Origin of the sequence: Streptomyces fradiae ATCC 10745 = DSM 40063, assembly GCF_008704425.1 — a bacterium.
GTDB lineage: Bacteria > Actinomycetota > Actinomycetes > Streptomycetales > Streptomycetaceae > Streptomyces > Streptomyces fradiae.
Genome location: NZ_CP023696.1, coordinates 37,877 through 61,892 on the forward strand (window position 1 = coordinate 37,877; position 24,016 = coordinate 61,892).

The following is a 24,016-nucleotide window of genomic DNA, read 5'->3' on the forward strand; positions in this document are numbered from 1 at the left end:
GGCTGTACGCCGGGTCCTGCACGATGGGGGTAGCGGCGTCTTACGGCGAGCCGCTCGCTGCCGGAATGGGGCAGACGGCAGGGGGACGCACGCGGACATCAGGCGGCGAAGCCGATGTTCGTGACGTACTCGTACTGGCCCCATTGCGATCCGAGGTCGACGATCTGCTCGATCCACGCGTCGTCCAGAGCCCGGTCGTCGCCGGTGGACCAGGCCGCGACGAGGGCCTCCCAGCGGCGGACGTTGAGGGTGCGGAATTCCACGACCCGCTGGTGGGAGGGCCGCACGCCGGACTGGTTGAGCGGGTGGATCTCCACGCGGGTGCCCCGGCCGGCGCGGTTGAGGCGGGCCAGGAGGTAGCGGGCGACGTTGCGGCGGCGGACGGCGCGGTAGGCGTTGTCGATCCGGGCGAGGTTCCGCTTCGTCGGGCGGCGGGTGCCGGCCAGCCATGCCTTCAGGGTGCGGTCGGTGACGGTCAGGCCCGCGTCGTGGGCGGCGGCGCGGGCGCGGGGGGTGCGGGTGAGGTAGTGCAGGCGGGCCATGAGGCCGCGCCGGGTGGTGACGGGGGTGGCGATGAAGTCGGCGAGGGCGTCGAGTTGACGGGCGAGGGCCTCGTAGCCCCTGATGCCCTGGGCGCCGTACTTGCCGAAATCAATGGTGCGCTCGGGCACTCGAACTCTCCTGCCCTGTCAGTTCTCGTGGTCGGCTTCTTGGGCGGCGGCCGGGTCCGCGGGTGCGGCGCCGACGGTGTAGACGTCCTTGACCTTCACCTCGGAAACCCCGCGGCCCTCGGGGAAGACACGGCGCCAGTCGCCGATGACATGGAGTTCGTCGGTGCCCATCGCGCGGACGACCGTCAGGCCCTCGTCGTGCGCCTTGTGCGCCTTCATCCAGAGGTTGGCGAAGGCCTGGGAGCGGATGAGGTGCATCCAGTCGGGGCGGTACAGCTCCCGGTTGTAGTTCGACTCCCCCATGGTGGAGACGAACTTGGAGTACATCGCCTTCACATATTCCAGCGTCACCTCGTCGCCTTCGGCGAGCGCCCGTTCCCGGGCGTCCTTCAGCGCGATACGGAACTTCTCCAGCAGGCCCTCGGTCGCACCCGAGGTGAACGACTCGTGGATCTGCGGTGGTTCGCACAGACCGTACTTGGGGCCGGCCAGGCGCAGCAGCAGGCGCAGGGTGGGTTCGGTGACCCAGAGCGGGCCGGGCTCGTCGCGGTTGCCGATCGGGTTGGGCAGGTACGCGCTGTGCTCCCATGCGGGCGGGGTGATCAGGTGGACGCCGGCGCGGCGGCGGTCGTGGTGGTTGCCGGCTGTGTGTTCCAGTTGGCCGATCGGCAGGTGCGTCTTGAGCGCGCTGAGATAGGCGCCGTTGATGTCCAGGGCCGTCACCTCGTGCGGTCCGGACGGCAGTTCGGGGCGGGTCCACTTGGGGCGGGCCTCCCAGACCTGGTCGGCGCCGCGGGCGGAGGGCTTGCGCAGGATGTCCGGGATCCAGGGGTGGGCGACGATGGCGTAGCGGCCGCCCTTGCGGCAGTTGTCCAGCAGGGCCATCGCGTCCGGGATCGCCCGCTTGACCAGTGCTGCCGTCGCCGCGTCGACGTCGCCCTGGTGTCTGGCCAGCGCGGCCGCGACGGCTTCTGTGATCGGATCCGGCAGGTCGGAGGCGGTGCGCACGCGGCGGGCGACGGGCACGGTTCTCGCCGGGGCGGCGGGGCGGGGCGGACGGCTCGTGGGGACATCTGCGGCCGGCGGGGCCGGTTGTGGCGCGCACGCGGCGGGGTCCAGGTGCTGGGGGAATCCGGCGACCTGATGGCGGGCGGGCTGTCCGCACAGGACGCACGGCCTAGGCACGCCCAGGTCCTCGACGTCGTCGGCTTCCGGCGCCGGGTCCGGCTGATCTGCCGTACCCGGCCGGCCCGCATCCGCGGCAGCGTCGCCGCCCGACGTGGCGGGCCCGGCATGGGGGAGGCCGGCATCGGGGAGGCTGGCCTGGGCAGCGGTTTCGGCCTGCCGGGCGGCATCGAGGTCGGCGAGCTTGGCGTGAGCGCCTTCGAGGAAGTAGGCGTAGCGCTCACGGATGTCACCGGCCGGGTCGCGGCCCGCTTCCCAGCCGCCGACCGTGGAGGGACTCACCCCCAGTGCCCGGGCCACCTGCGCGCGGGAGAGGTCCAGTGCTTCACGCAGGGCGCGGCGCTGCTCGGCAGGGGGCAGTGTGGCCTCTGTGCGGGCTGCGGCGAGCAGGGCGTCGATCGCCTCGAACCGGGGCTTCACCGCGCCTCTCCCTTCCCGGGCCGCCGCCGTCCGGCACGGCGCTCCTCGGGCAGTGCCTCGCACGCCCGGGTCGGGCCCGCCAGGAAGTCCAGGACGTCCATGCCGTAGTGCACGGCCAGCGCCTCACAGTCGGCCAGGCTCCAGGCGGCGGCCCCGGACTGCCGGCGGCTGACCTGCGCCTGCGTCACCCCCAGCGCCTCGGCAAGCCTCGCCTGCGACTCGCCCGAGGCATGCATCAGCGCTGCCACCACCAGCCGCACCCGTTCCGGCAAGGACATTCCCATGACACCACCCTACCAGAATCATGCGCTTCATGCATTGTCAATGAGTTCTTCGCATAGCTTTCTGTGGTGGCCCGCAGCCGGGGGCGCCGGGCACCGCCAGGCGGCAGGAGGCGGGCACCGCGGTGGATCGGGGCCCCGCACCCGGGCCCACTGCCGCGGCCATGGGCCCGAGAGGGGCATGTGTCCCCACTGTGATCACGTGACGCGGGTCAGGGCACCAGCGGACTGCCCCAGGTGAGCTCGATGGTGCGCATCCGGCGGCGCAACCGCGCGGGCAGGGATGACAGGTCGTTGTCGACGATGACGACCTGGTGCGGGCGTACGTGCGGCGTGCCACTGCGGGCGCCGGCGACGCGGTCGGGGAAGTGCGCGTACAGTCGTGCGATCAGCTGCTGGTCCTCGTTGCCGGACCCGACGCTCTTGCGCGGCGAACCGATGACCAGCAGGAACGGCAGACCGGCCGCCCCGATGACGAGCGCGTGGCTGAGGAACGTCATCCGGCAGGCCGCGTCGATCGCGGTGCGCACTGGCCCACCCTGGGTGAGTTGGCCCGCCCTGACCTACGGCAGAAGTGAGGGGCGATCGATGCGTGCACCGGGTTCCCCGGGCAGCGACAGAGAGCCGATGATGGCTGCGAACTGCTCCTCGATCTCCACCAGGGTGGCCTGGCGTCCGGACGGGAGGTTCTCGCGCGTCTTGAAGGCCTCGCGCACACCGCGCAGTTCTTCCACTGCCGAACGCAGCGCCCGCTGCAGTTCGCACAGCTGCCGGTCCCGGGTCGAGCAGCCGCCGGTGCGGGGCAGCCGCCGGTCCGGGTCGGCGAACGCTCGAGCATGCCGGCCCGGGTGCGGGCACCGGCATGGGGCGGCTGAGAGCTGCCCAGTCTGCCCGGCCAGGAGCCCGATCTCCAAGCAGGTCCGCTCCGCCAGCTCCGCCCGCGCCAGAGCGAGAGCGTCCCCGGTCTCACCGGTGGCCTTGGCCGCCTCGACGGCCCGCTGCCGTGCCGTGGCCAGCGCGGCTTCGGCTGCCTGCGCGGCCTCGTCCCGCGCACCGGGATCCAGTTCGCACAGGCACAAACCGCAGGCCCCCTGGGGGACGATACGGCCGGTCAGCAGATGCGTGCAGGAGGGGCAGCGCAGCACCGGGTCGGTGCCCGGCTGCCGCTGAGCACGCGTGATGGCCCGCTGAGCCAAGGAGAGGGCCGCCTGGGCCGCTTTCTCTTCTTCCCTGGCCCTGGTGGAGTGCGTTGCCTCAGGGGCGGCGACGCGCCGGCGCAGCGGATCGGCGAAGGTGGTCGCGGCCCGCATACGCCCCTGGAGTTCCTCCAGGGGCGTCAGCGTCTGCTGTTCTTCACTCCGGGAGCGGGTCAGCTCCTCCTCCAGTTCCGCGGCGCTCCCGGTCAGGAATTCGCTGATCGTCTCGGTGCGGCGTTTGAACTGGCTCACGGTCTGGCTCAGGTCGTCGCGGCGGGCGGCCAGCACCCGCATCTCCGCGTCGATGAGGCCGAGCACGAGTTCGACGACGGTCTTGTAGGACTGAGCGGTGTTGGCCTGTCCGCGTACGGCCCCCGTGCCGTCGACCATGTCCTGGCAGAGATGGTTCAAGGCGTAGAGCTGAGCGAAGGAGACGGGCACCGCTGCCGAGCAGTGCCACCACAGTGCGCGGGGCAAACAGCGCGCACAGGCCCAGCAGGCCAGCAGCACCTCACCCACGACGCGCCGATCGCTGCCGCCGGGTACACGGTGACATCGAGAAGCTCTTCGACCTCTTTCGTCGCAGAGGCCGATCGAATCGACGGTCCCGGTGTCGACGACCATGCAGCACCGCAAAGCGATACGCACACCCTCGACCCGCAGATGCGCCCTTACAGAGGTCAGCCACTCGAAAGACACCCGCCGCCAGACCGCCCACATTCCCAGCAGGTACCAGACGCAGTCGACCGATGTCGTCTTGCTCGTGCCGATGGAGGCCGTAGACGGGGTGGTGTTTCTTCGATCGCCTGCGAGGCATGGCGGCGGCCCGGCAGGGCGAGGGCGGAGTGCTGCTGCACCGCCGGCGCCTCTACCCCGCCTCGTGCGACCGGGGCGGGAGGCGGTCGCGTGGAGCGCACACACCGGGCGCCGCCGTCGGGGCGTACCGGACCGGCGGGCGCCGGCATCAGCCCGTGCCCGTGCCCGTGCCCGCAGCCGGCAGCGTGCCGGGAGCGCGGGCGCGGGTTCGGGGTCACTTCAAGGGGTCGTGTCCCCAATTCATCAGCGAATGCCGCCATCGGGTGTCCCGGAGATCGCCCGACGGCCGCTGGGCGAGGTGCCGGCGGATGTAACCTGCTACCTTCCGCATGTGCTGGTAGTCGTCGTCCGACAGGTCGGCCTTCCTCGCCCGCGAAACGGCCAGGATGCGGCGTCCGGAAGCGTGTCCGGTGCTCTCGGCTCCGTCCTGGTGCTGTCCGGCGCTACGCGACTGCTGCGAGGACAGCCACGCGTCCATCTCTGCCGGTGTCATGTTCACCAGGTCACGAAACGCCTTCCAGGTCTCTTCCCGCTCCTCGTCCCGCATCCGACATCACCTTCCCTCTCCTCGGGGCAGGCGCACCACCAGCTCCGCGCCCCGGTCCGCTTCCCGCCGTGGCGGCATCACGCCCGCGTCGCAGCTCGGACGGGCACGCCCCCCGCCTCCCGCACCGCCTCGCCCCGGCGCACGCCGAGGCGTACGTGCCGGCCGGGGCCGGTACGCCACGCGCCACCACCCGGCGGCGCTCGCCAGGGCGTGCTGCGCCATCGAAGTGGGCATGGGGGTGCGGTACGAGTGGGTGGAGACAGGGGTAAGCGCGGTCGGCTACTGCGGCGGGGCGCCCAACGGGGCGGCGGCCAGCGCCCGTGCGGTGCCGTACAGGTTCGCGGCCATCGCGCGGCCGGTCTTGTGGGCCCAATCGTGACCGCGCTGGTCGTCGAGGTAGTCGGGGCCGGGGCCTGGGCCCAGGTGCCAGTAGGTCCACGACTGGCCGGGGATCGTGTAGCCGATGTCGCACAGCGCACCACTGATCTCGCTGATCACATGGTGGGCGCCGTCCTCGTTGCCGGTGACGACGACGCCCGCGACACGGTTGTAGGCAACGGGACGGCCCTGGTCGTCCGTTTCGGACAGCATCGCGTCCATGCGTTCCAGGACGCGCTGGGCCACCGACGACGGTCGGCCCAGCCACGTGGGAGAGGCGATCACGAGGATCTGCGCGCGCAACAGTTTGGCGTGGACGGACGGCCAGTCATCGCCTGTGGCGACGGGTCGGCTGCTCACACCAGGATGGATGTCGAGATCGACAGCTCGGACGTACTCCGTCTCCACGCCGGCCTTCTCGGACAGCCAGTCACCGACCACCCGGGCCAGCGCGGCCGTGTTGGACGGCTCAGGGGACTTCTTGAGCGTGCAGTTGATCACCAGTGCCTTCATGACACAGCCGTACCCGATCAGGATCGAACAGGCGCGACCGTGCACCCGACCAGCCGAAAACACCAGACCCTGTAGTACGCGCTGGCGTCTGTTCAGCCGTCCGTGTACGCCGCGACACGCTCCCGCGACACGACGCCACGAGAGAAGTCGGATACTGGCCGACACCCGACACGCCGAATGTGTGTGGAGGGACGCAGAGGGATGCGCGTCACCTCCCCGCCGCCCCAACCGCACACCCGGGAGCGGACCTCGCCCCACCCGATCAACACGCAGGACACTCGACCCTCAGGCAGCGCCTACAGGGTGCAAAGACCATGTCAGGAGCCATGCATGGGAACGTGGGGAACCGGCCCCTTCGACAGCGATCTCGCCGCAGACTTCGTCGATGAACTCGAAGGGCTCACTCACCGGCAGGTCATCGACGTGCTGGGGCGGGCATTCCAGCGCGTCGTCGACTCGGGGGAACGGGTCGATGGCGGCGACGGAGCCGAAGCTGTTGCCGCTGGCGCCCTCGTCGCCGGCACCCTCCCGGGCAGCCCCATTGTGATCGACCCCGACGACGGCCCCATCGGCCCCCTGCCCGAACTGCCGCCCTCCCTTCGCGTGTCGGCGAGACTCGCACTGGACCGGGTTCTCCAGGACGGATCGGAGATGGCAACCGGCTGGGTGGACAGCACCGACTCCGAGCAGTGGCACCAGGAAGTACGACGAATCCTCGAAGCCCTTGAAGCACCCACTGAACACTGAGCGTGACCGCTGCACGGAAGTCGTGCCAGAACCGCTTGAGGTCATCCGAATCCAGGCGCCGGGACCGCACCGCTCGCCAAGAGCGCCCTGGCCGATGGCGCATGGCGTGTGGTGCCCTGCCCGTCGATCCGGATGGCTTCGAGCGCTCCTGTCCGGCACCCCCTGCCTCGGGTGCGGACGCGCGCTGCGCCTCGTCGCCGGCCCTGCCGCCGTCTTGGGGTTCCGCACCGCGGCCGTGCAGCGCCGTCAGGGCGCCGATCGGCCGCCGCTGCCCGTTTGCGTCGGGGGCGTATCGCCGCCGGACCGTGCACCGCGCCGTCCGGTCGTCGCGGCCCACCAGACGGGCCCCCGCCGACGGCCGGTCCGCTGCGGCTGGGAACGCGGAAGGGACGGCATAGGACCTTCGCGTTTGCGCGGTGGCGCTCGAGGGACGGTCCACGGCTGACCCCTGTGATGTGAGGGGCTCGGGCGTGCCGGGATCGGCGGTGGTCGGTTGGATCACCCAGTCGAGTTGAGTACCCGCGCTCAGGTGGGCTGTCCCGGTTGGCTCGTAGCGTCCAGCCCATGCACATAGACCACGCTGCTCCCGGCGCCCTGCGCCGGGTGGGCATCACCGCAGTGGCCTCCAGCCTGCCGGAACGCGAAGTGACCTCGGGGCAGTTGCAGGAGCGGATCACCGCGGCCTGCGGGCTGTCGCTGCCGACGCGGACGTTCGAACGGGCCACCGGTATCGCCTCACGCCGGGCGGTCGCGGAGGGCGAGTACGCCTCGACGCTCGCGGTGCGGGCCGCTCGCATCGCGCTGGACCGGGCCGGGCTCGCCCCGTGCGACGTGGACCTGCTGGTATTCGCGTCCGCCACGCGGGACGTGGTGGAACCGGCGACCGCGCACATCGTCCAGGCCGAACTCGGCTCGCGGGCACACGCGCTGGACGTGGCCAACGCCTGCAACAGCTTCCTCAACGGCATCGACGCGGCGCGGGCGATGATCCTGGCCGACCGCGCCCACCGGGCCCTGGTCGTCACCGGGGAGACACCCAGCCGCGCGGTGCGGTACGCCCCCTCCGACCCCGGCCAGCTGCGGGAGGGATTCGCGGGCTACACCTTCGGGGATGCCGGGGCGGCGGTCGTACTGGAAGCGGTGGGCCGGGGCGGCATCCTCGACGTGGACACCGAGACCCACTCCGAGCACTGGTCGGTGGGCGGCATCTTCGGCGGCGGTTCGCGCCATCCGCGCGGGGATGAGCACACCTACTTCCACGGCGACGGCGGCGAGCTGCGGGAGGTGTTCGAGAAGGTCGGCACCTCGGTGCTCGACCGGATGCGGCAGCGCACCGGCCTGGCGTGGGACGACTTCCGGCACATCCTGGTGCACCAGGTCACGATGCCCTACCTGGAGCGGTTCGTGGAGCTCACCGGCGTGCCCCGCGACCGGCTCGTCGTCACCGTGCCCACGCTCGGGAACATGGCCAGCGCCACGTTGGGCGTGCAGCTCGACCGGGTCCACGAGGGGCTCGACTCCGGGGATCGGGTGCTGTTCGTGGGGTTGGGCGGCGGCGTGAGCATCATGACGATGGTGTGGGAGAAGGCGTGAGCGCCCTGTGGGTGGTGGTGCCCGCGTATCAGGAGGCCGCGCGGATCGGTGCCACGCTGGAGGCGCTCGCCGGCCAGCGCGACCGCGGCTTCACCCTCGTCGTCGTGGACAACGCCTCCACCGACGCCACCGCCGCCATAGCCCGTGCCTTCGCCGACCGGGCCCCCTTCCCCGTGCATGTGCTGAACGAGCCGGAGAAGGGGGTGGGCTGCGCGGTGGACACCGGTTTCCGGTACGCGATCGAGCACGGCGCCACGTGGCTTGCCCGTACCGACGCCGACTGCCTGCCACACCCGGGCTGGACGGCCGGCGCCCGCGACGCGCTGCTGCGCGGCGCGGGTCTGGTGTGCGGGCGCATCGACGCGCGCCGTGATGAGCACGGGCCGCTGGGGCGGGCCGCGTTCCGTGCGCTGGTCGGTGTCGCGGCGTTCTTCGGGCGGATACGGCCTGCGCATCACCGCCGCCACGGCTACCTCACCCCGTACCGGATGCACGCCGGCAACAACATGGCCATCACCGCCGCGCTGTACGAGGCCGTCGGCGGGATGCCGCGTCGGCCCTCCCCCACCGACCGGCTGTTTTTGAACCGGGTGCGGCGGCGTACCACCGCGATCGTCCGCGCCCGCGACATGGTCGTGGAGAACTCCTCCCGTCGTCTGAGCGCGTACGGTCTGGTCGGTACGGCTCGCTGGTATCTCGGCAAGGGGCCGGGCCGTCACGGGGAGGACCCGCGCTGATGCTGGACGCCCTCACCCACACGTTGCGGCGCCGTCCCGAGCGGCCCGCTGTTCTCGGTTCCACCCGTACCGGGGCCGTGCGTGTCAAGGCCACGTGCGGGGAGCTGGCCGACCTCGCCGACTGCTACGCCGCGGCGATGCTTGGCCGGGGTGTCGCGCCCGGTGGCACGGTCGGCGTCGCTGTGCGGCCCGGGCCCCGTGCGCTCGCGGTGATGCTCGCTGTGCATCGGCTCGGCGCGCGGGCGGCGGTGCTGGACCCGGGTGCCGGGCCGGATGTGCTGCGCGCCCGGCTCACCCTGGCGCGCCCCGATCTCGTCGTGGCCGACGCGGCCGCGCAGGCGGCCGCCGGGTGGGCGCGGCCGCTCGCGGGCCCGCTCCGGCTGGCCCTGCCCGACCTCACCGAGCTGGGCCCGGTGGCGACCGTCGGGCCGCGGCTGCCGGGCTGCGCCCCCGCCCTCGACGGCGGTGCCCGGTCCGTGCGCCTGCCGCGCTGCGTGGACGAGGACCGGGACGCGGTGATCGTGTTCACCTCCGGCACCACCGCGCGGCCCCGCGCAGTGGTGCACACCCGGTCCTCGCTGGCCGCCGGTATGGCGACGGTCGCGGAGCTGGTACATCCACAGGCCGGGCGGCCCGTCCTCGGCGGGACCTTCTTCGTCCTCGTGCCGTCCCTGGCGAGCGGAGCACCGGTCGCCATGCCCGCCCGCTGCCTGCCGGTGCTGAGCCGGCAACTGCACCGTCTCGCCCCGCAGGCCACCTACCTGACTCCGCCACGACTGCGAGAGCTGCTGGCGGACGGCGGCCGGTTCACCGGCCGGGTATGGACCGGATCGGCCCCGGCCAGCACCGAACTGCTGACCCGCATCAAGCGGGCGGGCGCGGACGAGGCGTGGGGCGTGTACGCACTGACCGAGCTGTTCCCGACGGCAGCGATCGAGCAGGCCGACAAAGCCGCTTTCACCGGCGACGGCGACCTGGTCGGAGCACCGCTTGCGGGTGTGACGGCCAAGACGGACACGTCAGGTGAGCTGCTGCTCTCCGGGCCGGCCGCACGCCACCGCTACCTGGGCGACGACCCAGACCCCTGGGTCGCCACCGGTGACCGGGCACGCCTCGACGAAGGCCGGATCGTGCTGGAGGGCCGCCGCAAGGACATGGTCCTACGGCGCGCCGAGAACATCTACCCCGGCCTGTACGAGCCGGCACTGCACGTGCCGGGCGTCGAACTGGCCCTGCTCGTCGGCGTACCCACCGATGACGGCGACGAACGGCTGGTCGCCGTCATCCAGCCCGGTCCCGGGGTGGACCGTACCGCCGTGCGGGCTGCGCTGGCCGGGCCGCTGCAGCGTATGGGTGCTGCCCGACCGGACGCGGTGCTGTTGGCAAAGATCCCATTGTCCGGCCGGTCCCAGAAACCCAACCGCGCCGCAACCGTGCGCCTAGCACAGCAGCGCTTGCCGCAGCGGCGCCTGACCGCGGTGGGCCGGTGGTGACCGTGCCGGGTGGCGCTGCCGTGCGGCCGCTGTGGGCCCGGGTGCCCGCGTATGACGAAGGGGGGTGTGGTGTGAGTGCGGTGCTGGCCTCGTTTGCCTGCGGGGTCGAGAGGGCTCGTGGGTCGTCGTCGAGAGGGTTTGGCGTGGGGTGGTCGTCGACATCGCATGCGTCGATGCCGCTGGGGCTGCCGGGGCCGCTCCTACGCGGCTTCGCCGCCGGCCCGGGGCTTTACGGTGTGCCTGGTCTGCGAGGGAGGGGTGGGGCGCCGGGGCGGCCGTCGGTGCTGGTTGGTGGTGCGCCGTCGCTCAGGGTGCCGAGCTGCTGGCTCGCGCGGACGCCGCCTGCCCGCCTGCCCGCCTGCCTGCCCGCCTGCCCGCCTGCCCGCCTGCCCGCCTGCCGCGGACTGGACGCCGCGGGTGTGCTGCGGGTTCGCGGGCGGCATGGAGATGTATGGCCTGCGGCCGCGGGCTGGTGCGCCGCGACGAGTCGTCGTCGTTCGCGCAGTGGTGTCTGCTTCCGGCGGCTGTCAGGGCGGCCGCGCTGTGCGGGCGCTGCCGTACCGCACACCGGCACCCCCGCTTCCGTGCGCCGTTCGTGTTGTGCCGCGGACCCGCTCTGGCCCGCGCGGCCGGGCTGTGGCTTGCGCTGCGGTGGCGAGCCCCGGGTGGCCACCCGAGGACGTCGTGCTGTTCGGCCGGGCGGACGAGCACAGCGACCGGATCGGCCGTACCGAGCGGATGGTGGCACATCCCGGTCAGCCACACGAGCGGACGGCGGCACATCCCAGTCAGCCACACGAACGGATGGTGGCGTATGCGGGCCTGCGGCGGCTGCGGGGGTGGGGTGCCCGCCCTCCCGCGGTGTCGGGACCGCCGCCGCTGTTGCCCCGCCGACTGTGATGAGGTGCGTGTGTGTTGACCGTCCGGCCCGACGCGGGTGTGTGCCCCTCGGTAGGGCAGCCCGAAGCCGATACACGTCCGTTGAAGGGGGGCGACCGGAAGCAGGTGCGCGTCCGGTGGCCGAGCGCTTGGAGGTTGATGTGCGCCCGATGACCACTCGCCCGGCAGCCGCTGTTCGTGCCGCGCGGCGTCGCGACCGGCGTGTGTACCTGCGTGCCCACCCGCTGCTGTTCGCGCTCCTCGCCGCGACCCGCCGCCGTGCTGTCAGCCGGGTCGGCGGCGTGCTCCTGGTGCACGGAGCCGAGCCGTACCGGCAGGCCCTCACGCGCGTTCCGCTGGACCGCGCCGCCGTGGGCACCACCGGCGGCGCCGTTCGCGAGCTGTCTGCGGGCGGCCTGCTGTTCGACCAGGAAGGGGCCGGGCACCGCACCACCCGCCGCGTGGTCGCCGACGGCTTGGGCGCGGACGGGGTGGAGCGGCTGCGCCCGGTGTGGCGGGAGGTCTTGGGCCGGCGCCTCGCCCCGCTCGCCGAGGGCCGCGATGTCGACCTCGTGCCGCTGGCCCGCGAACTGGCCGGGGCGACCGTCCGGGCCCTGCTGGGCGCCACCGGCGACCCGGAGGCCATCGCCCGCGCGGCAGCCGAGGCGGCGGCCGCCGCCGTACGCGACCACCTGCCGGGCCCTCGTCCACCGGGCCCCGCGCGGGCGGCCGCCGCGGCGACGGCCCGGTTGGAGGCGCTGCTCGCCCGGCCTGACGGCCGACCGGAGTCGGCCCTGGGGGCCGTGCTCGCGGTGGCCGCCGTCAATACCACGGTCGCCGCCCTGCCGCGGGCGGCCGCCTGGTGCGCCGACGCCGGCCTGTGGGGCGAGGCTGCCGACGAGCGGCTGCGTCCGGTGCTGGTGGGCGAACTGCTGCGAGTGACCGCCCCTTCCCCGCTGCTGCCGCGTGTGGCGGCGGCCGACGCCGACCTGGGCGGCTGCCCGGTACGGAAGGGGGACCGGCTGATCCTGGTGGCCCGGCACGCCGCGCGCGCCCACCTCCAGCCACCCGACGCCCGCCGGCCGGCTCCGCCCGCCGTGGCCCAGCTGGTCTTCGGCGCGGGCAGCCACGCCTGCCCCGGTGCGCGTCTGGCCCGCGCCCAGCTCGACGACGCCCTCGCCGCGCTCGCGCCGTACCGCCCCACCGTCGTGCGGGCGCGTGTGGACCGGGGTGCGGCCCTGCCCGGCTGGCGCTCCCTCACCGTCCGCGCCACCGCCGACCGCCGAACCCCGGAGCATCGATGACCACGATCGCCGTCACAGGGGCGAGCGGCTTTTGCGGCTCGCACATCGCCGCCATGGCAGCGGCCCGCGGTGCAGACGTCCTGTGCGCGGGCCGACGGCCCGGCCCCGTCGGCCGGCACCTTGCGTGGGACGCCGCGCGAGAGGTGCCGGACCTGTCCGGGGCCGACGTCGTCGTGCACTGCGCGGCCGCTGTCGGCGACCCGCTGCCCGGCTCCCCGGCCGAGGCCGCCATGCATGCCGTCAACGTCGACGGCACGTCACGGCTGCTCCAGGCCGCCGCGGGCCGGCCAGTCGTGTGGGTGAGCAGCGCCAGCGTGTACGAGCCCGGTACCGGGCGTTCCCGCGTCACCGAGGACCACCCGGTGCGCGGGCATCTCAACGCCTACGGCCGCACCAAGGCCGCCGGTGAGGCGCTGGCGCTCGCCGCCGGGGCCGTGGTGCTGCGGCCGCGTGCGGTCTACGGCGACGGGGACCCTCATCTGGTGCCGCGGCTGCTGTCCCGTGTCCGCCGCGGCGTGCTGCTGCTGCCGGGGCCGAGCGTCCGCCTGAGCCTGACCGCCGTCGAGAACCTGGCCGACGCCTGCCTGCGTGCAGCCGGCTGGCCGCCGGGCGCCTACAACATCGCCGATCCTGTCCCGTACGACCGCGACGAGGCGATCCGGACCGTCTTGCGTGCCCATGGCGTGCGGGCGCGGATCGGTCACGTTCCGCTGCCGGTGGCCCGCGCGGCAGTGGGCGCTGCCGGGACGTTGGCCCGGCTGCGCCCCTCCGCGGGGTCGCCGCTCACCCGCTACGCCGTCGACCAACTCGCGCACTCCGTGGTTCTGGACGTCTCCCGAGCCGAAGCTCAGGGGTGGGTGGGAGGTCGCTCCCTCAAGGACTACGCAGCTGCTCTCGCGAGCAGCTGAAACGACACCGGTACGCACGCCCCGACACCGGTACGGCTGCCTGGTCAGCGGGCGCCGTGGGTGATGCCCGCCTTGTCGGCGGGTGGGAGGGCTGTATGCCCGGCAGGTGGCCAGGACGCACCCCACCGCACAGCGGCCGGCCGGCGGTACCTCAAGCAGCGGTGCGGAGGGAGGAAACGTCGAACCGGTGTGCCGTCGTCTCGATCGTCGCGCGGCAGGAGGCCGGAGCGGTGTGACGCGGGCGTTGTCGAGGTCGGGGCGCGCCTTCGCCACGGCGGACGGGTGGAGACGGTCGCCGCGCTGGAAGGGGCCCCGGGCCGCGCTGGTGCCGGGAGTGAGGGCGCCCGGGCGGTGGTGCCTGTTCGCCGAACGTATCCGCCCGCTCTCGATGATCCGGGCGTGGGAGAGCCCTGGCACCCTCTGGCGCAGGGTGTGCATGGCATGCCCCCTCCCGCGACCATCTGCCACCGCCCGGACCTCATCGTGCAGGTCATCCACTGCGGGCCGGGTGACCCGCCGTCGAACGCGGAGTCGGTGGTCCGCCTCCCCCGCCTCCGTTGGCGGGCAGACGACACCGATCTGGTGCAGGCTCCTGCCCGACGCGGTCGACAGGGCACGGGCCGTTCCCGGCCGGGGCGAAGTCCGGGTGCCGGGCGCGCAGATACTCCTCTCCATCCCTTCGGTAGGCTGCTCGTGCCCCGGACCACCGGGGCCCGGTACCGCGTGTCGTATGGGGTGGGGAATGCCGAAGCACCGGCTGTCCAGGAAGAACCGCTACATCGCCTTGGCGGCGACCGGCGCCGTCGTCGTGGCGGGCGCCGGCGTCGCGGCGCAGACCTCGATGGCCGCGCCGGCGTGGCCGGCGCAGAAGACCTACACGGGACGGGCGTTCGACACGTGCACGGCGCCCTCGCTCACCGCGATGAGCGCGTGGAAGAAGAACGGCTACTACGGCGGCGTCGCCGTCTACGTCGGCGGCAAGAACCGCGGCTGCGCCCAACCCAACCTGACCAGGTCCTGGGTGAAGTCGGTCGACGCGATGGGCTGGCGGGTCATCCCCCTGTACGTGGGCGCCCAGCCGCCCTGCCAGAAGAGCCGGAACACGGAGCGCTTCACCGCGGCCACCGCGGTCTCGGTCGGGGCGAGCAACGCGGGCGACGCCGTCGCCAAGGCCTCGGCGCTCGGCATGAAGCCCGGCAGCCCCATCTACCTCAACATGGAGTCGTACGACATCACCGACAAGGCGTGCAACGACGCCACTCTCGCCTACGTGCGGTCCTTCACCAAGACGCTGCGAGCCAAGACCTACCGCGCCGGGTTGTACGGCTTCAGCAGCTCCAGCGCCGCAGCGATCGCCACCGCCAAGGACCGCACGGACCTGCCGGGCAACCTCTGGTACGCCCTCTGGAACGGCCAGGAAACCACCACGAAGGACTGGCCCTGGGACCCGAAGCTGTACACCGGGCACAGCCGGGGCCACCAGTACAAGGCCAACAGCAGGGAGACCCGCCGTGGTCACACCCTCACCGTCGACCTCAACGCCTGGGACGCCCCCGTCGCACTCGTCGGTTGACCGTCCGGCCCCCGGGCCGACGCAGCGGCGTACCGTCCCGCAGGCCCACCCCCGGCCCCGGTGCGGCCGGTGAGCGGGAGGCGCTGGTCATGCGTCCTCGCGGCGACCCGGTCGCGGCGCACCGAGTACGCGGCGCAGCGGAGCAGGCCACGGTGCGGCAGGCGGTCCTCGACCGCCGCTCCTGTTCACGGCTTCGGCCCCGGCTGAGGGTGCGGCAGCGGCTGGAGGATTCCGCCTGCCGCCGCCTCGCTCAGCGGTCGCGCCGGGCCGGTTCCGCTCCGGTCTCGACCAGGAAGTCGATGAGTGTGCGGGCGAGCAGCTCGGGCTGATCCTCGGGGATGAGGGTGGACGAGTCCGCGATCTCGACCAGCCGGCCCCGCGGGTACAGCTCGGCCAGCCGGGGGCCGTGCTCACGCGGCATCAACCGGTCCTCGGTCGCCCAGACGACCAGTACCGGGCGGTCGAAGTCCCGCAGGCGCTCACTCCAGGCGAGCAGGGTCCTGGAGTCGGGCGCCCCGGTGGCGAACTTCGCGAAATCCCGGCGGATCGCCCTGCTGCGGGTGGCGGGAGCGAACCAGTCGTCCATGATCTCGTCAGGGATCCCGCGCAGGCTCATCCCGCCGTACCCGCGCCGGCTGTGGCGCAGGGCGGGGACACGCATGAGCCGTGTCAGGAGCCAGACGCCGCCGGGGACCCTGCACACCTTCGACATGGCCTTGGCCGGCCCCGGGGGGAAGTTGTCGAAGGCCTCGCAGGCCACCAGCACCAGGCGCGCGATGTGCTGGTCCTGCCCTTCCGAGACCAGGAACTGGCCGCCGCCCCAGTCGTTGAGCACGAGCGTCACCCGGCCCAGACCGAGGCTCTCGATGAACTCGCCCAGCAGCCGGGCGACACCGCGCTGGGACAGGTCGGCATCCGGGTTCATCGGCTGACGGTGACCACCGAGGGGCAGCGTGGGCAACACACAGCGGTACCCGTCCAGCAGCGGGACCACCTTGCGCCACTGCGACTCGTTCATCGGCGGGCCGTGGCCGAAGACCAGCACCGGCCCCTCACCGCCGCTGTCCTGATAGTCGATCGGTCCGGACGACAACTCGATCCTCGGCACCACGGCCTCCAGTCGGCTAGTTCGTTCCTCTGTTGCTTCCCCAGCGGTGCCGCACGTGAAGCGCTGCCCGCTCGCGTATCACCGGCCGGGCTCGGCACCTGACGGCGACGAACGACCCGGAGCAGGATGTCACCCGGGCGAGGGCCGCGGGCCGGTGTCCGCCACCGCGTCGTTCACCGACCGCCGGCCGGCGGTGGGACCGCGCCGTCGAGGAGAGCGGCGCCCAGCAAAGTGAGTGCGTGCAGGACACCGCCGCCATGGCGGGTGGTGGTGATCAGGCCGGTACCACGCAGAACGGACGCGTGCTCGCTGGCGGTGGCGACAGAGGCGGACAGCCGTCGCGCGAGTTGACCGGTACTGCACGCGCCCTGGCCGATCGCGTCGAGGGCGTGGGCGCGAGTACGGCCCAGGAGGGCTTCCAGTGCCCTCAGGTCGGCGGTCCCTCCGGACGTCAGCAAGGTCACGGCGTCGGCGGGCGTCCGTACGAGGGGGAAGAACAGCAGCACGGGCGCCTGTTCGTCCGTGGCGCTCGCGTAGTTCGAGACCAGCCTCGTCTGGCAGAAGACGGAGGGCACCAACGTCATGCCGCGCCCGGCGAGCCAGGACTCCCCGACCAGTGCGCCGCGTCCGATCTCCAGGACAGGCGCGCGCCAGCGGAACCCGCCTGGCAGAGCGGCGAGCATCGCTTCGACACCGCTCTCCGCGAGGATGCGGGCGTAGGCGGCCTGCTCGGCCTGGAGTCGTGCGAGGACGCGCGGCCAGTGAGGTAGTACGGCGGCCTGGTGGTAGCCGGTGAGGAAGTCCGCGAGGCTCTCTCGGTCGGCCCGGTCGTGTGCGGGGTCTCCCCAGTCGGCACCCGTCCAGGCCGGTGCGCCGGGGAAGTAGAAGGCGTGGCCGGCCCGCGCGTCGTCGATCTCGGCCTCCATATGGCGGGGGTGTGCCGCTCGCAGCGCTTCCACGCCTTCCTCCAGCGATGCCGCGCGCCCGGTGAGGGTGAACAGGTCCAGGACCTCGTCGCGGAAGAGCGCCGCGGCGGGGTGGCGCGCGGCGGAGGTGCGGTGGACGCGCTGGTGCCAGCCCGCGAACGCGGGTGGCGGATGCTGCCTCTGCAGGGTCATCAGGCTGAAGAAGGTCTCACTGAGCGGCCCCCAGGTGGCCACCACCCGGGTTCTCGCCAGGTCCTCCCTGGTGAAGTGGAAACGCAGCACCGACCGACCTCCTCGCCCGCTGCTCGGGGAGACACCACTCTCCCGTCACGCCTTCCCCTCGGCCAGACGCCTTCGCGTCAGGCACTTCGGTGCTGGCCGAAAGGCTTGGGCGTCCGCGGGAGGCGCGACGCAGACTCTTCGACGACGGCCGGCGGGGACAACGCGCCGCGAGGGGGAGGGCGCGTGACAGCCGCCGGCCGTCCCATGGGACCGGGGCGTCACACGACGCGTGGGCGTGACTCCCACGCCGGTGTGCGCCTGCCCGACGGCCGTGTGGCCGCGGTGGCCCGCGAGGGTGTCATCGTCACTTCGGCTCCCGTCCCGCGGCCACCGGACCGTATCCACGACGAAAGGGAACGTCAAATGGCAAGCAGGAGTGTTCTGGCCACGGCGGCACTCGCCGCGGCGACCGTACTCGGGCTCGCGATGCCGGCACATGCCGCGGTGACCAACGTCAGCACGGTGAACAACTACGCGGGTGCCCGCTACGACAGCTCCATCGACACCTTCACCGTGTGGGACAACGGCCCCCGCCCCTACCAGCCCGACGACGGCTACTACGCGCGGCTGGTCGTGAAGAAGGTCAACACGTCGCTGACCTTCACCAGGACGCACGAGTGGAGGTCCGGGATCAACGGGCAGAGCCGGAACTTCGTCCTGCCCGACACCTTCCGCTCCGGAGACCAGATCAGCATCAGCATCTGCTCCGTCTTCAAGTCGACCGGCTCTGCCGAGGAATGCCGGAACGGAACGGCCTGGGTCTGAAGCCGACCGTCCGGCCGAGACGGGTGCGGCAGCACCGGGCCGACCGTGCGGCGGGCTTGGGACAGCCGGGTGTCGGCCCACACCCTCCGTGCGGCCGCGGGGGCCGATGCCGCGTGAGAGGAGAACCGCCGACGCACACGAGGCGGGCGGCATGAGGGTGGCCGGGCCGGACGCATCGCGTCCCGCCCGGCCACCGGGACGGCCGCCGGTCAGTGCGGTACCGGTGCCGTGCCGCCCCCGGTCGCGGCCGGCGGCCGTACCGTGCACCGCGCGGCCGTACCCTCCACCGGCTGGACCTCAGCCGGCGTAGGTCTCGTACTCGGCGACCCGCACGGTGCCCCGCGAACTCGTGATCTCGAAGGTGATCTTCCGCAGAGTGGTACGGGGGAAGGCGACCAGTCCCGCACCCTGTCCGGACGCCAGGACCGTTCCCGTGTCACCGTCGACCAGCCGCCAGCCGTCGACAGAGCCGCCGAAGCCGGACGCCTCCCGGATGTTGACCAGGGAGACCGCGGTCGGGGACGCCCACTTGATGGAGATGGCGCCGGTCGGGCCGTCCGGCGACCAGTACGTGCCCATGTCGCCGTCGCGCACGTCGCCGTAGCTCGTTCCCTCGGCCTTGCCGGACCCGTCGGAGCCGGCTCCGATGCTGAGGTTCCTGCCGGTCGGCTGCGTCGGCCCCGGCGTGGGAACGGTGGGAGAGGGGGCGGGCTCACTCGGGGCGGGCGCGCTGGACGTGGGTGCGGGGCTCTGCGGCGAGCACGCCCCGTCCGACACCAGGAGCCCCTTGCCCGCACCCGCCGTCCGGCTCACGATCTCCGGTACGCAGTCCGCCCGGTCCAAGCTGTACGCGTAGGGGATGCCGACCGTGGTGTTGGAGCGCGGGTCCGGCCCCGCCGGGTTGTTCTCGTCACCGGGGCTGGACCACGTCACGTTGTCGAACACGTTCCCGCTCACCTGCCAGTAGCCGGCGGCGGACGTGTAGAACGTGCCGAGGACGTCCTTGGAGTCCTCGAAGTAGTTGCTGTCCACCCTCGCCTTGGCTCCCGCACGGGAGTTGATGCCGGAGGAGTGGAGGCGCACGTAGTGGTTGTTGTACATGTGGGCCGTCCCGCCCCGGAGCAGGGGCGCACGGGAGTCGATGTTCTCGTACCGGTTGTGGTGGTACGTGATGAAGCTGTTCGCGAGGTCGCTCTCGCTGGAGCCGACGAGGCCGCCGCGACCGGAGTTGCGCAGGACGCTGTAGGAGAGGGTCACGTAGCGGGTGTCGTCCTTCATGTCGAACAGGCCGTCGTAACCCTGCGCCTCCCCGCCGGAGGCCTCCAGCGTGACGTGGTCGACCCAGACGTTGCGGACGTTCTTCTCCATGCCGATGGCGTCACCGCCGTTGGACGTGGGGGATCCGGACTTCTTGACGTTCCGGACGGTCACGTTCTGGATGATGATGTTGCTGGACTCGCGGATGTGGATGCCCAGCTGGTCGAAGACGGCTCCGCTGCCGACTCCGACGATCGTGACGTTGCTGATCTGCTTGAGTTCGATGACGCCGGCCGCGGTGTTGCAGCTGGTGCCCGACACCTTGGCGGTGTTGCCGTGGTTGATGGTGCCCTCGACCTGGATGGTGATCGGGGTGTTGTCGGCGGGCCGGTTGCACAGGGCCGCGTGGATCGCGGTTCCCGTGGTGGCCCGCACCGTCTGCCCGCCCGCTCCGCCGGTGGTCCCGCCGTTCTGGGTCGCGTAGCCGGTGGCGCTCCCGGTCGCCGCCGACGCCTCTGACGTCGACAGCGTCACGCCGGCCGTGGCCGCGAGGGCCATGGTGGCCAACGCCGCGGAGAGCCGCAGTGCGGCTGGTCGTCTCATGCTCGCCTCCTGGTTCGCCTTCTCGTTCGTGCTGGGGGGCTGTGCGCTGCGCATGGCGGTCCACCATGACAGGAAAGCGCTTTCTGTGCGGCAGGCTAGGGGGTAGGCATGCACATGGCAAGGTGTCAGGCGGGCCGTCCTCCGGGGAGCCGTACGGCTCGGCCCGTGAGCCGGCTCGACGGCCACGGACACCTCTCCGGCGACGGGCGCGCCGACCTGCTGACCGTGGAGCGGTCCACGGGCAGGCTGCGGCTCTGCCCGGGCGGGCACGGGTCCCTCGGGCCCCGTGCGCTGGTGGGAGGGGGCGGTTGGAACGCCATGGACTCCCTCGTCGCCAACGGCGACCGGTCGGCCGACGGCCGCCCGACCTGCTGGCGACGGACGGCCGCTGGCCGTTCCGGTGCCGGGGGCTCTCCACGGGAGCTGTGGCGGCGGCGGAGAAGACCAGCGCCACCCGGTGGAGCCTGAACGGCGTCTTCTGACCCGCCCCGAGGGCCTGCGCCGCACCGGCGCCCGGGCACGCGGCCCTCGCCGGCCGGTCTGCCGCAGCCGGGGCGTCGCGTCCGGGGCTGATGCGGCCTTCGCCTGCGGTGGGGCTCGTCCTGGCGCCCGCCCGCGGGGCTCCCGCGCACGCGGTGCCGTCGCCGGGCGGGCCGCGCCCGTGTCCGGAGCGGGTGTCGCCGTTCGGCTCGGCGGGCGGTGGTCACGCCTGCGGCGAGGGGTGAGGCCGGAGGCCGTCGCGGGTGTGGCGGCGGCCTCCGGCCGTGGGGCGCCCCGTCCCCCGGCACGGGGCGCGGGGCGCGGGGCGCGGGGTCAGCCGCCGGTGCAGGGGGCGCCGTTGAGTGCGAAGGCGGTGGGGTCGGCCGCCCCTCCGCCGGAGGTGCCGTTGAAGCCGAAGGCCACCGAGCCTCCCGGCGGTATGGTGCCGTTCCACGAGGCCGGGTGCGCGGTGACCTCCCGACCGGTCTGGGTGATCCGGCTGCCCCAGTGGTCGGTGACCCGCTGGTCGTCGGCGAACGCCCAGGTCAGCTTCCACGGACTGATCGCCTCGGTGCCGGTGTTGGTGACCGTCACACGGCTGGTGAAGCCGCCGTTCCAGCGGTCGGAGGCGTAGCCGACCCTGCACGCGGCCGGGTCGGGGTCCGTGGTGCCGGAGCCGCCGAGGTCGTCCACGAAGGAGGCGACCCAGGCGAGCGGGGCGTTCCAGTTGATGGTGATCTCGTTGGTGGCCCAGGAGCCGATGTCGTCGATGTAGCACATCGCCGGGGCGCAGCCCTTCAGCTTGTCCTGGGCGACCGGGTCCTGGATGTCCGCGTTGGGGCCGCCCGCGACCGAGCCCGGTGCCGGGTTGGGCAGGCTCGGGTCGAGCTGGTGGGCCCAGTGCCGGTGGTGCTGGTTGCGCGAGTCGCGCTCGCCGTAGCCGGTGACGTACGACTGGTTGAGCGGGTTGCGGCCCAGCAGGTAGTCCAGGCCGCCCAGCAGCGCGTCCCGGTACTTCGTGTTCCCGGTCAGGTCGTGGGCGACGCCGAGCACCACCATGTTGTTGAGCACTCCGCTGTTGGAGCCCCACACGTAGTGGTTGTCCTCCGGGGCGTAGGGCACGCCGTAGGCGGCGGTGCGGGCGTCCTCGGCGTAGCGGTCGGCGCCCGTGGTGACCATGGTGCGCACCTGGGCCAGCTGGGCGTCGGTCAGGCCGTTGTCCACGGTGGCCAGGGACAGCGCTCCCAGGCCGGCCGTGCCGCCCCACCACACGCCGCCGCGCGGGAAGACCTTGCCGGCGTCGCCGTGCAGCGGCGAGTCGAGCAGGTGCCTGCGGTAGTCGTCCTGGCCGGTGGTGACGAACAGCTCGGCCGCGGCCCAGTAGAACTCGTCGGTGACGTCGGCGTCCTCGTAGGCGCCGCCGCCGACGTTGTCGTCGGCGCGGGCGTAGACCGCCGGGTGGGCCAGGGCGGCCCGCCAGGCGGTGGTGGCCGCCGTCAGGCAGCGGTCGGCGAAGGCCGCGTCGTACGGCCGGAACAGCCGCGCGCACTGGGCGCCGGTCGCGGCCAGGTTGAGGGTGGCCGCGGTGGACGGCGGGTGGAGCTCCCGCTTCATCGGGTCCTGGTGCGGCAGCAACGGCAGTCCGGTCCACTCGGCGTCGTGGATCTTGTGGTGGACCATGCCGGCCAGCGTCTTGCCCGCGGGGACCTGCATCTTCATCAGGAAGTCGAGCTGCCAGGCGGCCTCGTCCAGGATGTCCGGGGTGCCGTTGCCCCGCTCGGGCACCCGCAGCCGTCCGTCGCCCAGCGGCGCGCCGTCGGCGTTCCCGGCGGTCAGGGTGCGCTCGTAGGTGGCCATCACCTGGGCGACCGAGATACCGCCGTTGACCACGTACTTGCCGTGGTCGCCGGCGTCGTACCAGCCGCCGCGCACGTCCAGCCTGTAGTCGCAGACGCCGGGCTGGCAGGGCACGTCGCCGTCGCCCTGGTTGGGCGCCTTGCCGAGGTGGCCGGCGGGCCGGGCGTACTTCTCGCCGACCAGGCCGGCGTCGATCTCGATGCCGCTGCGGTTGTGGTAGAAGTACGCGAGCGCGTCGGTGCGCAGGCGGGCGTACAGGTCGTCGCCGATGGCGAACGGCTCGCTGGTCTTGCCGGCGATGGTGACGGTGTAGCCCTCGCCGGTCCTGGTGACCCTGCTGAAGTCGAAGGTGTGCACGTGCTGGCGCGAGGTCGGATCCTGGCCGAACACCTTGGTGGTACCGGTGGCCGCCGGGCTGCCGTCGGGGGCGTTCAGGGTCCAGGGCAGCGGCTGCGTCGCCTCGGTGACGAAGGTGCCGCCCTTGGGGCCCTCGGTCAGGTAGCCGACCTGGTTGACGCGGACCGGTGAGCCGGTGTCCGGCTGGTGGGGCGGCGCCTCGGTGCCGCCGGTGAGCGAGACGTCGTCCAGGCAGAGGGTGTAGGCCCGGTCGTGGCCGCCCGCCTGGAAGCCGAGCTGGGCGGCGTCGTTGTCGGCCTTCGCGGTGAAGGTGTGGGTGAAGGTCTGCGGCTCGGTGGTGATCCGGTCGGTGGAGAGGTGCTCGGACGTGTAGGGCTCGACGGCCATCTGGACGCTGGTGCGGATCGCGACGGGGACGCTGGCGTGCGCGGTGAAGCTCAGCTCGTAGCCCTCTCCGGCCAGCAGGTCGACGCCGTCCTGCCCGATGATGGCGTCCCACGGGTCGGAGGTGCCCGCGGGGATGTCGGCGCACAGTTCGCCGTCGGTGACGGCGGCCGGGCTGTTGGCGGTCCACCACCAGGGGGCGGTGCCGGCGGAGAAGTCTCCGTTGACGATCTGCTCGGGTCCTTCGGCGGCGCGGGCGTCCGGGGGCTCGGCGGCGCCGGACGGGGCCGCGACCAGGCCGGCGATCAGGGCGCCCATGACCGCGGTGCCCACGAGGCGGCTTCTGCGGCGGGCGGGGGGTGGTGTGTGGGGGAGGTGTCTCACGCCTGGGTCCTCACTCGGTTACGGACAGGCACGGGAGCGCTCCCACGCCTGGGGACCCTCGAACTGTGTGTTTCCGTAAGGGGCATGTCAACCCCTCGGGGCGGGGATCGGCGCTGCCGCCCGGGAGCGGGGGCGGGATTCGGTCAGGCGCACGGTGCCGATCGGGGGCGAGGCAGAGATGCGGAGCGGACCTCGACCGGTCGGGCCCGCGTACGGAGGGGCGGGTCCGGGCGCACCGGGGGGGCGGCACGGGGCCCTGCGGGTCGACACGGGGCCGGCGGGTCGGCGCGGAGCCTGCGGGCCGGCTTCACGGGAGCACGTCGGGGTGGGGAGGACCGGGCCGGGGCGGCGAGGGGCGGCGCGCGGCGGCCC

Annotated in this window: 19 protein-coding genes; 8 read left to right on the plus strand and 11 right to left on the minus strand. The window is 72.9% G+C overall.

Annotated elements, in window-relative coordinates:
- Positions 1-98 precede the first annotated feature (98 nt).
- From CP974_RS00165 to CP974_RS00195, 7 genes are all read right to left on the minus strand, one after another.
- Entirely contained in the window at positions 99-671 is a 573-nt protein-coding gene (locus CP974_RS00165) for a hypothetical protein (RefSeq protein WP_031127958.1), read from the minus strand.
- Positions 672-689: 18 nt separating this feature from the next.
- Positions 690-2,276, minus strand: a complete 1,587-nt coding sequence (locus CP974_RS00170) for a helix-turn-helix domain-containing protein (RefSeq protein WP_031127957.1) — start codon at positions 2,274-2,276, stop codon at positions 690-692.
- Positions 2,273-2,560: a helix-turn-helix domain-containing protein gene (locus tag CP974_RS00175; protein ID WP_031127956.1), complete on the minus strand. Its 288-nt coding sequence runs from the start codon at positions 2,558-2,560 to the stop codon at positions 2,273-2,275. Before CP974_RS00175 ends, CP974_RS00170 begins: the two co-directional genes overlap by 4 nt.
- Positions 2,561-2,769: 209 nt before the next feature.
- Positions 2,770-3,087, minus strand: a complete 318-nt coding sequence (locus CP974_RS00180; protein WP_031127955.1) for a hypothetical protein — start codon at positions 3,085-3,087, stop codon at positions 2,770-2,772.
- 33 nt (positions 3,088-3,120) lie between these two features.
- Positions 3,121-4,377, minus strand: a complete 1,257-nt coding sequence (locus tag CP974_RS00185) for a hypothetical protein (protein ID WP_143660414.1) — start codon at positions 4,375-4,377, stop codon at positions 3,121-3,123.
- 406 nt (positions 4,378-4,783) lie between these two features.
- Entirely contained in the window at positions 4,784-5,116 is a 333-nt protein-coding gene (locus tag CP974_RS00190) for a DUF3140 domain-containing protein (RefSeq protein WP_031127953.1), read from the minus strand.
- Between the two features lie 279 nt (positions 5,117-5,395).
- Entirely contained in the window at positions 5,396-6,007 is a 612-nt protein-coding gene (locus tag CP974_RS00195) for a flavodoxin family protein (protein WP_031127952.1), read from the minus strand.
- 330 nt (positions 6,008-6,337) lie between these two features.
- Between CP974_RS00195 and CP974_RS00200 the strand changes: the two genes are divergently transcribed.
- The 7 genes from CP974_RS00200 (at position 6,338) to CP974_RS00230 (ending at position 15,241) form a co-directional block, all read left to right on the plus strand.
- Positions 6,338-6,754 (plus strand): DUF4259 domain-containing protein, encoded by a 417-nt coding sequence (locus CP974_RS00200; protein ID WP_031127951.1) that lies wholly within the window; start codon positions 6,338-6,340, stop codon positions 6,752-6,754.
- Positions 6,755-7,318: 564 nt separating this feature from the next.
- A complete protein-coding gene (locus CP974_RS00205) occupies positions 7,319-8,347 on the plus strand; it encodes a 3-oxoacyl-ACP synthase III family protein (protein WP_051838820.1) in 1,029 nt (342 codons plus the stop codon).
- Positions 8,344-9,084, plus strand: a complete 741-nt coding sequence (locus CP974_RS00210) for a glycosyltransferase (RefSeq protein WP_224354465.1) — start codon at positions 8,344-8,346, stop codon at positions 9,082-9,084. Before CP974_RS00205 ends, CP974_RS00210 begins: the two co-directional genes overlap by 4 nt.
- Positions 9,084-10,577: a class I adenylate-forming enzyme family protein gene (locus CP974_RS00215; RefSeq protein ID WP_085921569.1), complete on the plus strand. Its 1,494-nt coding sequence runs from the start codon at positions 9,084-9,086 to the stop codon at positions 10,575-10,577. Before CP974_RS00210 ends, CP974_RS00215 begins: the two co-directional genes overlap by 1 nt.
- Positions 10,578-11,680: 1,103 nt before the next feature.
- Positions 11,681-12,760, plus strand: coding sequence for a cytochrome P450 (locus tag CP974_RS00220; RefSeq protein ID WP_223844423.1), 1,080 nt, complete (start codon positions 11,681-11,683; stop codon positions 12,758-12,760).
- Positions 12,757-13,668, plus strand: a complete 912-nt coding sequence (locus tag CP974_RS00225; protein WP_085921567.1) for an NAD-dependent epimerase/dehydratase family protein — start codon at positions 12,757-12,759, stop codon at positions 13,666-13,668. The genes CP974_RS00220 and CP974_RS00225 overlap by 4 nt, the downstream gene beginning before the upstream one ends.
- Before the next feature lie 742 nt (positions 13,669-14,410).
- Positions 14,411-15,241, plus strand: a complete 831-nt coding sequence (locus CP974_RS00230; protein ID WP_069974958.1) for a glycoside hydrolase domain-containing protein — start codon at positions 14,411-14,413, stop codon at positions 15,239-15,241.
- 250 nt (positions 15,242-15,491) lie between these two features.
- On the opposite strand, the gene CP974_RS00240 is transcribed toward CP974_RS00230, so the two are convergent.
- A complete protein-coding gene (locus CP974_RS00240) occupies positions 15,492-16,349 on the minus strand; it encodes an alpha/beta fold hydrolase (RefSeq protein WP_069979390.1) in 858 nt (285 codons plus the stop codon).
- Positions 16,350-16,522: 173 nt separating this feature from the next.
- Entirely contained in the window at positions 16,523-17,557 is a 1,035-nt protein-coding gene (locus CP974_RS00245; protein ID WP_085921566.1) for an ArsR/SmtB family transcription factor, read from the minus strand.
- A 363-nt stretch (positions 17,558-17,920) separates the two neighbouring features.
- Here CP974_RS00245 and CP974_RS00250 point away from each other — a divergent pair, with 363 nt between their 5' ends.
- Positions 17,921-18,322 (plus strand): hypothetical protein, encoded by a 402-nt coding sequence (locus CP974_RS00250; protein WP_069974962.1) that lies wholly within the window; start codon positions 17,921-17,923, stop codon positions 18,320-18,322.
- 297 nt (positions 18,323-18,619) lie between these two features.
- Here the strand turns inward: CP974_RS00250 and CP974_RS00255 are convergent, their stop codons facing one another.
- Complete coding sequence (locus tag CP974_RS00255) at positions 18,620-20,182, minus strand: pectate lyase family protein (RefSeq protein WP_085921565.1); 1,563 nt, start codon at positions 20,180-20,182, stop codon at positions 18,620-18,622.
- 813 nt (positions 20,183-20,995) lie between these two features.
- Complete coding sequence (locus CP974_RS00260) at positions 20,996-23,578, minus strand: glycoside hydrolase family 9 protein (protein WP_085921572.1); 2,583 nt, start codon at positions 23,576-23,578, stop codon at positions 20,996-20,998.
- Between the last annotated feature and the right edge of the window lie 438 nt (positions 23,579-24,016).

Coding starts and splice junctions, on each gene's coding strand:
- CP974_RS00190 (WP_031127953.1), bottom strand. CDS start 5,116: ATGCGGGACGAGGAGCGGGAAGAGACCTGGAAGGCGTTTCGTGACCTG.
- CP974_RS00255 (WP_085921565.1), bottom strand. CDS start 20,182: ATGAGACGACCAGCCGCACTGCGGCTCTCCGCGGCGTTGGCCACCATG.
- CP974_RS00200 (WP_031127951.1), top strand. CDS start 6,338: ATGGGAACGTGGGGAACCGGCCCCTTCGACAGCGATCTCGCCGCAGAC.
- CP974_RS00260 (WP_085921572.1), bottom strand. CDS start 23,578: ATGGGCGCCCTGATCGCCGGCCTGGTCGCGGCCCCGTCCGGCGCCGCC.
- CP974_RS00215 (WP_085921569.1), top strand. CDS start 9,084: ATGCTGGACGCCCTCACCCACACGTTGCGGCGCCGTCCCGAGCGGCCC.
- CP974_RS00175 (WP_031127956.1), bottom strand. CDS start 2,560: ATGGGAATGTCCTTGCCGGAACGGGTGCGGCTGGTGGTGGCAGCGCTG.
- CP974_RS00205 (WP_051838820.1), top strand. CDS start 7,319: ATGCACATAGACCACGCTGCTCCCGGCGCCCTGCGCCGGGTGGGCATC.
- CP974_RS00225 (WP_085921567.1), top strand. CDS start 12,757: ATGACCACGATCGCCGTCACAGGGGCGAGCGGCTTTTGCGGCTCGCAC.
- CP974_RS00230 (WP_069974958.1), top strand. CDS start 14,411: ATGCCGAAGCACCGGCTGTCCAGGAAGAACCGCTACATCGCCTTGGCG.
- CP974_RS00185 (WP_143660414.1), bottom strand. CDS start 4,377: ATGGTCGTCGACACCGGGACCGTCGATTCGATCGGCCTCTGCGACGAA.
- CP974_RS00250 (WP_069974962.1), top strand. CDS start 17,921: ATGGCAAGCAGGAGTGTTCTGGCCACGGCGGCACTCGCCGCGGCGACC.
- CP974_RS00195 (WP_031127952.1), bottom strand. CDS start 6,007: ATGAAGGCACTGGTGATCAACTGCACGCTCAAGAAGTCCCCTGAGCCG.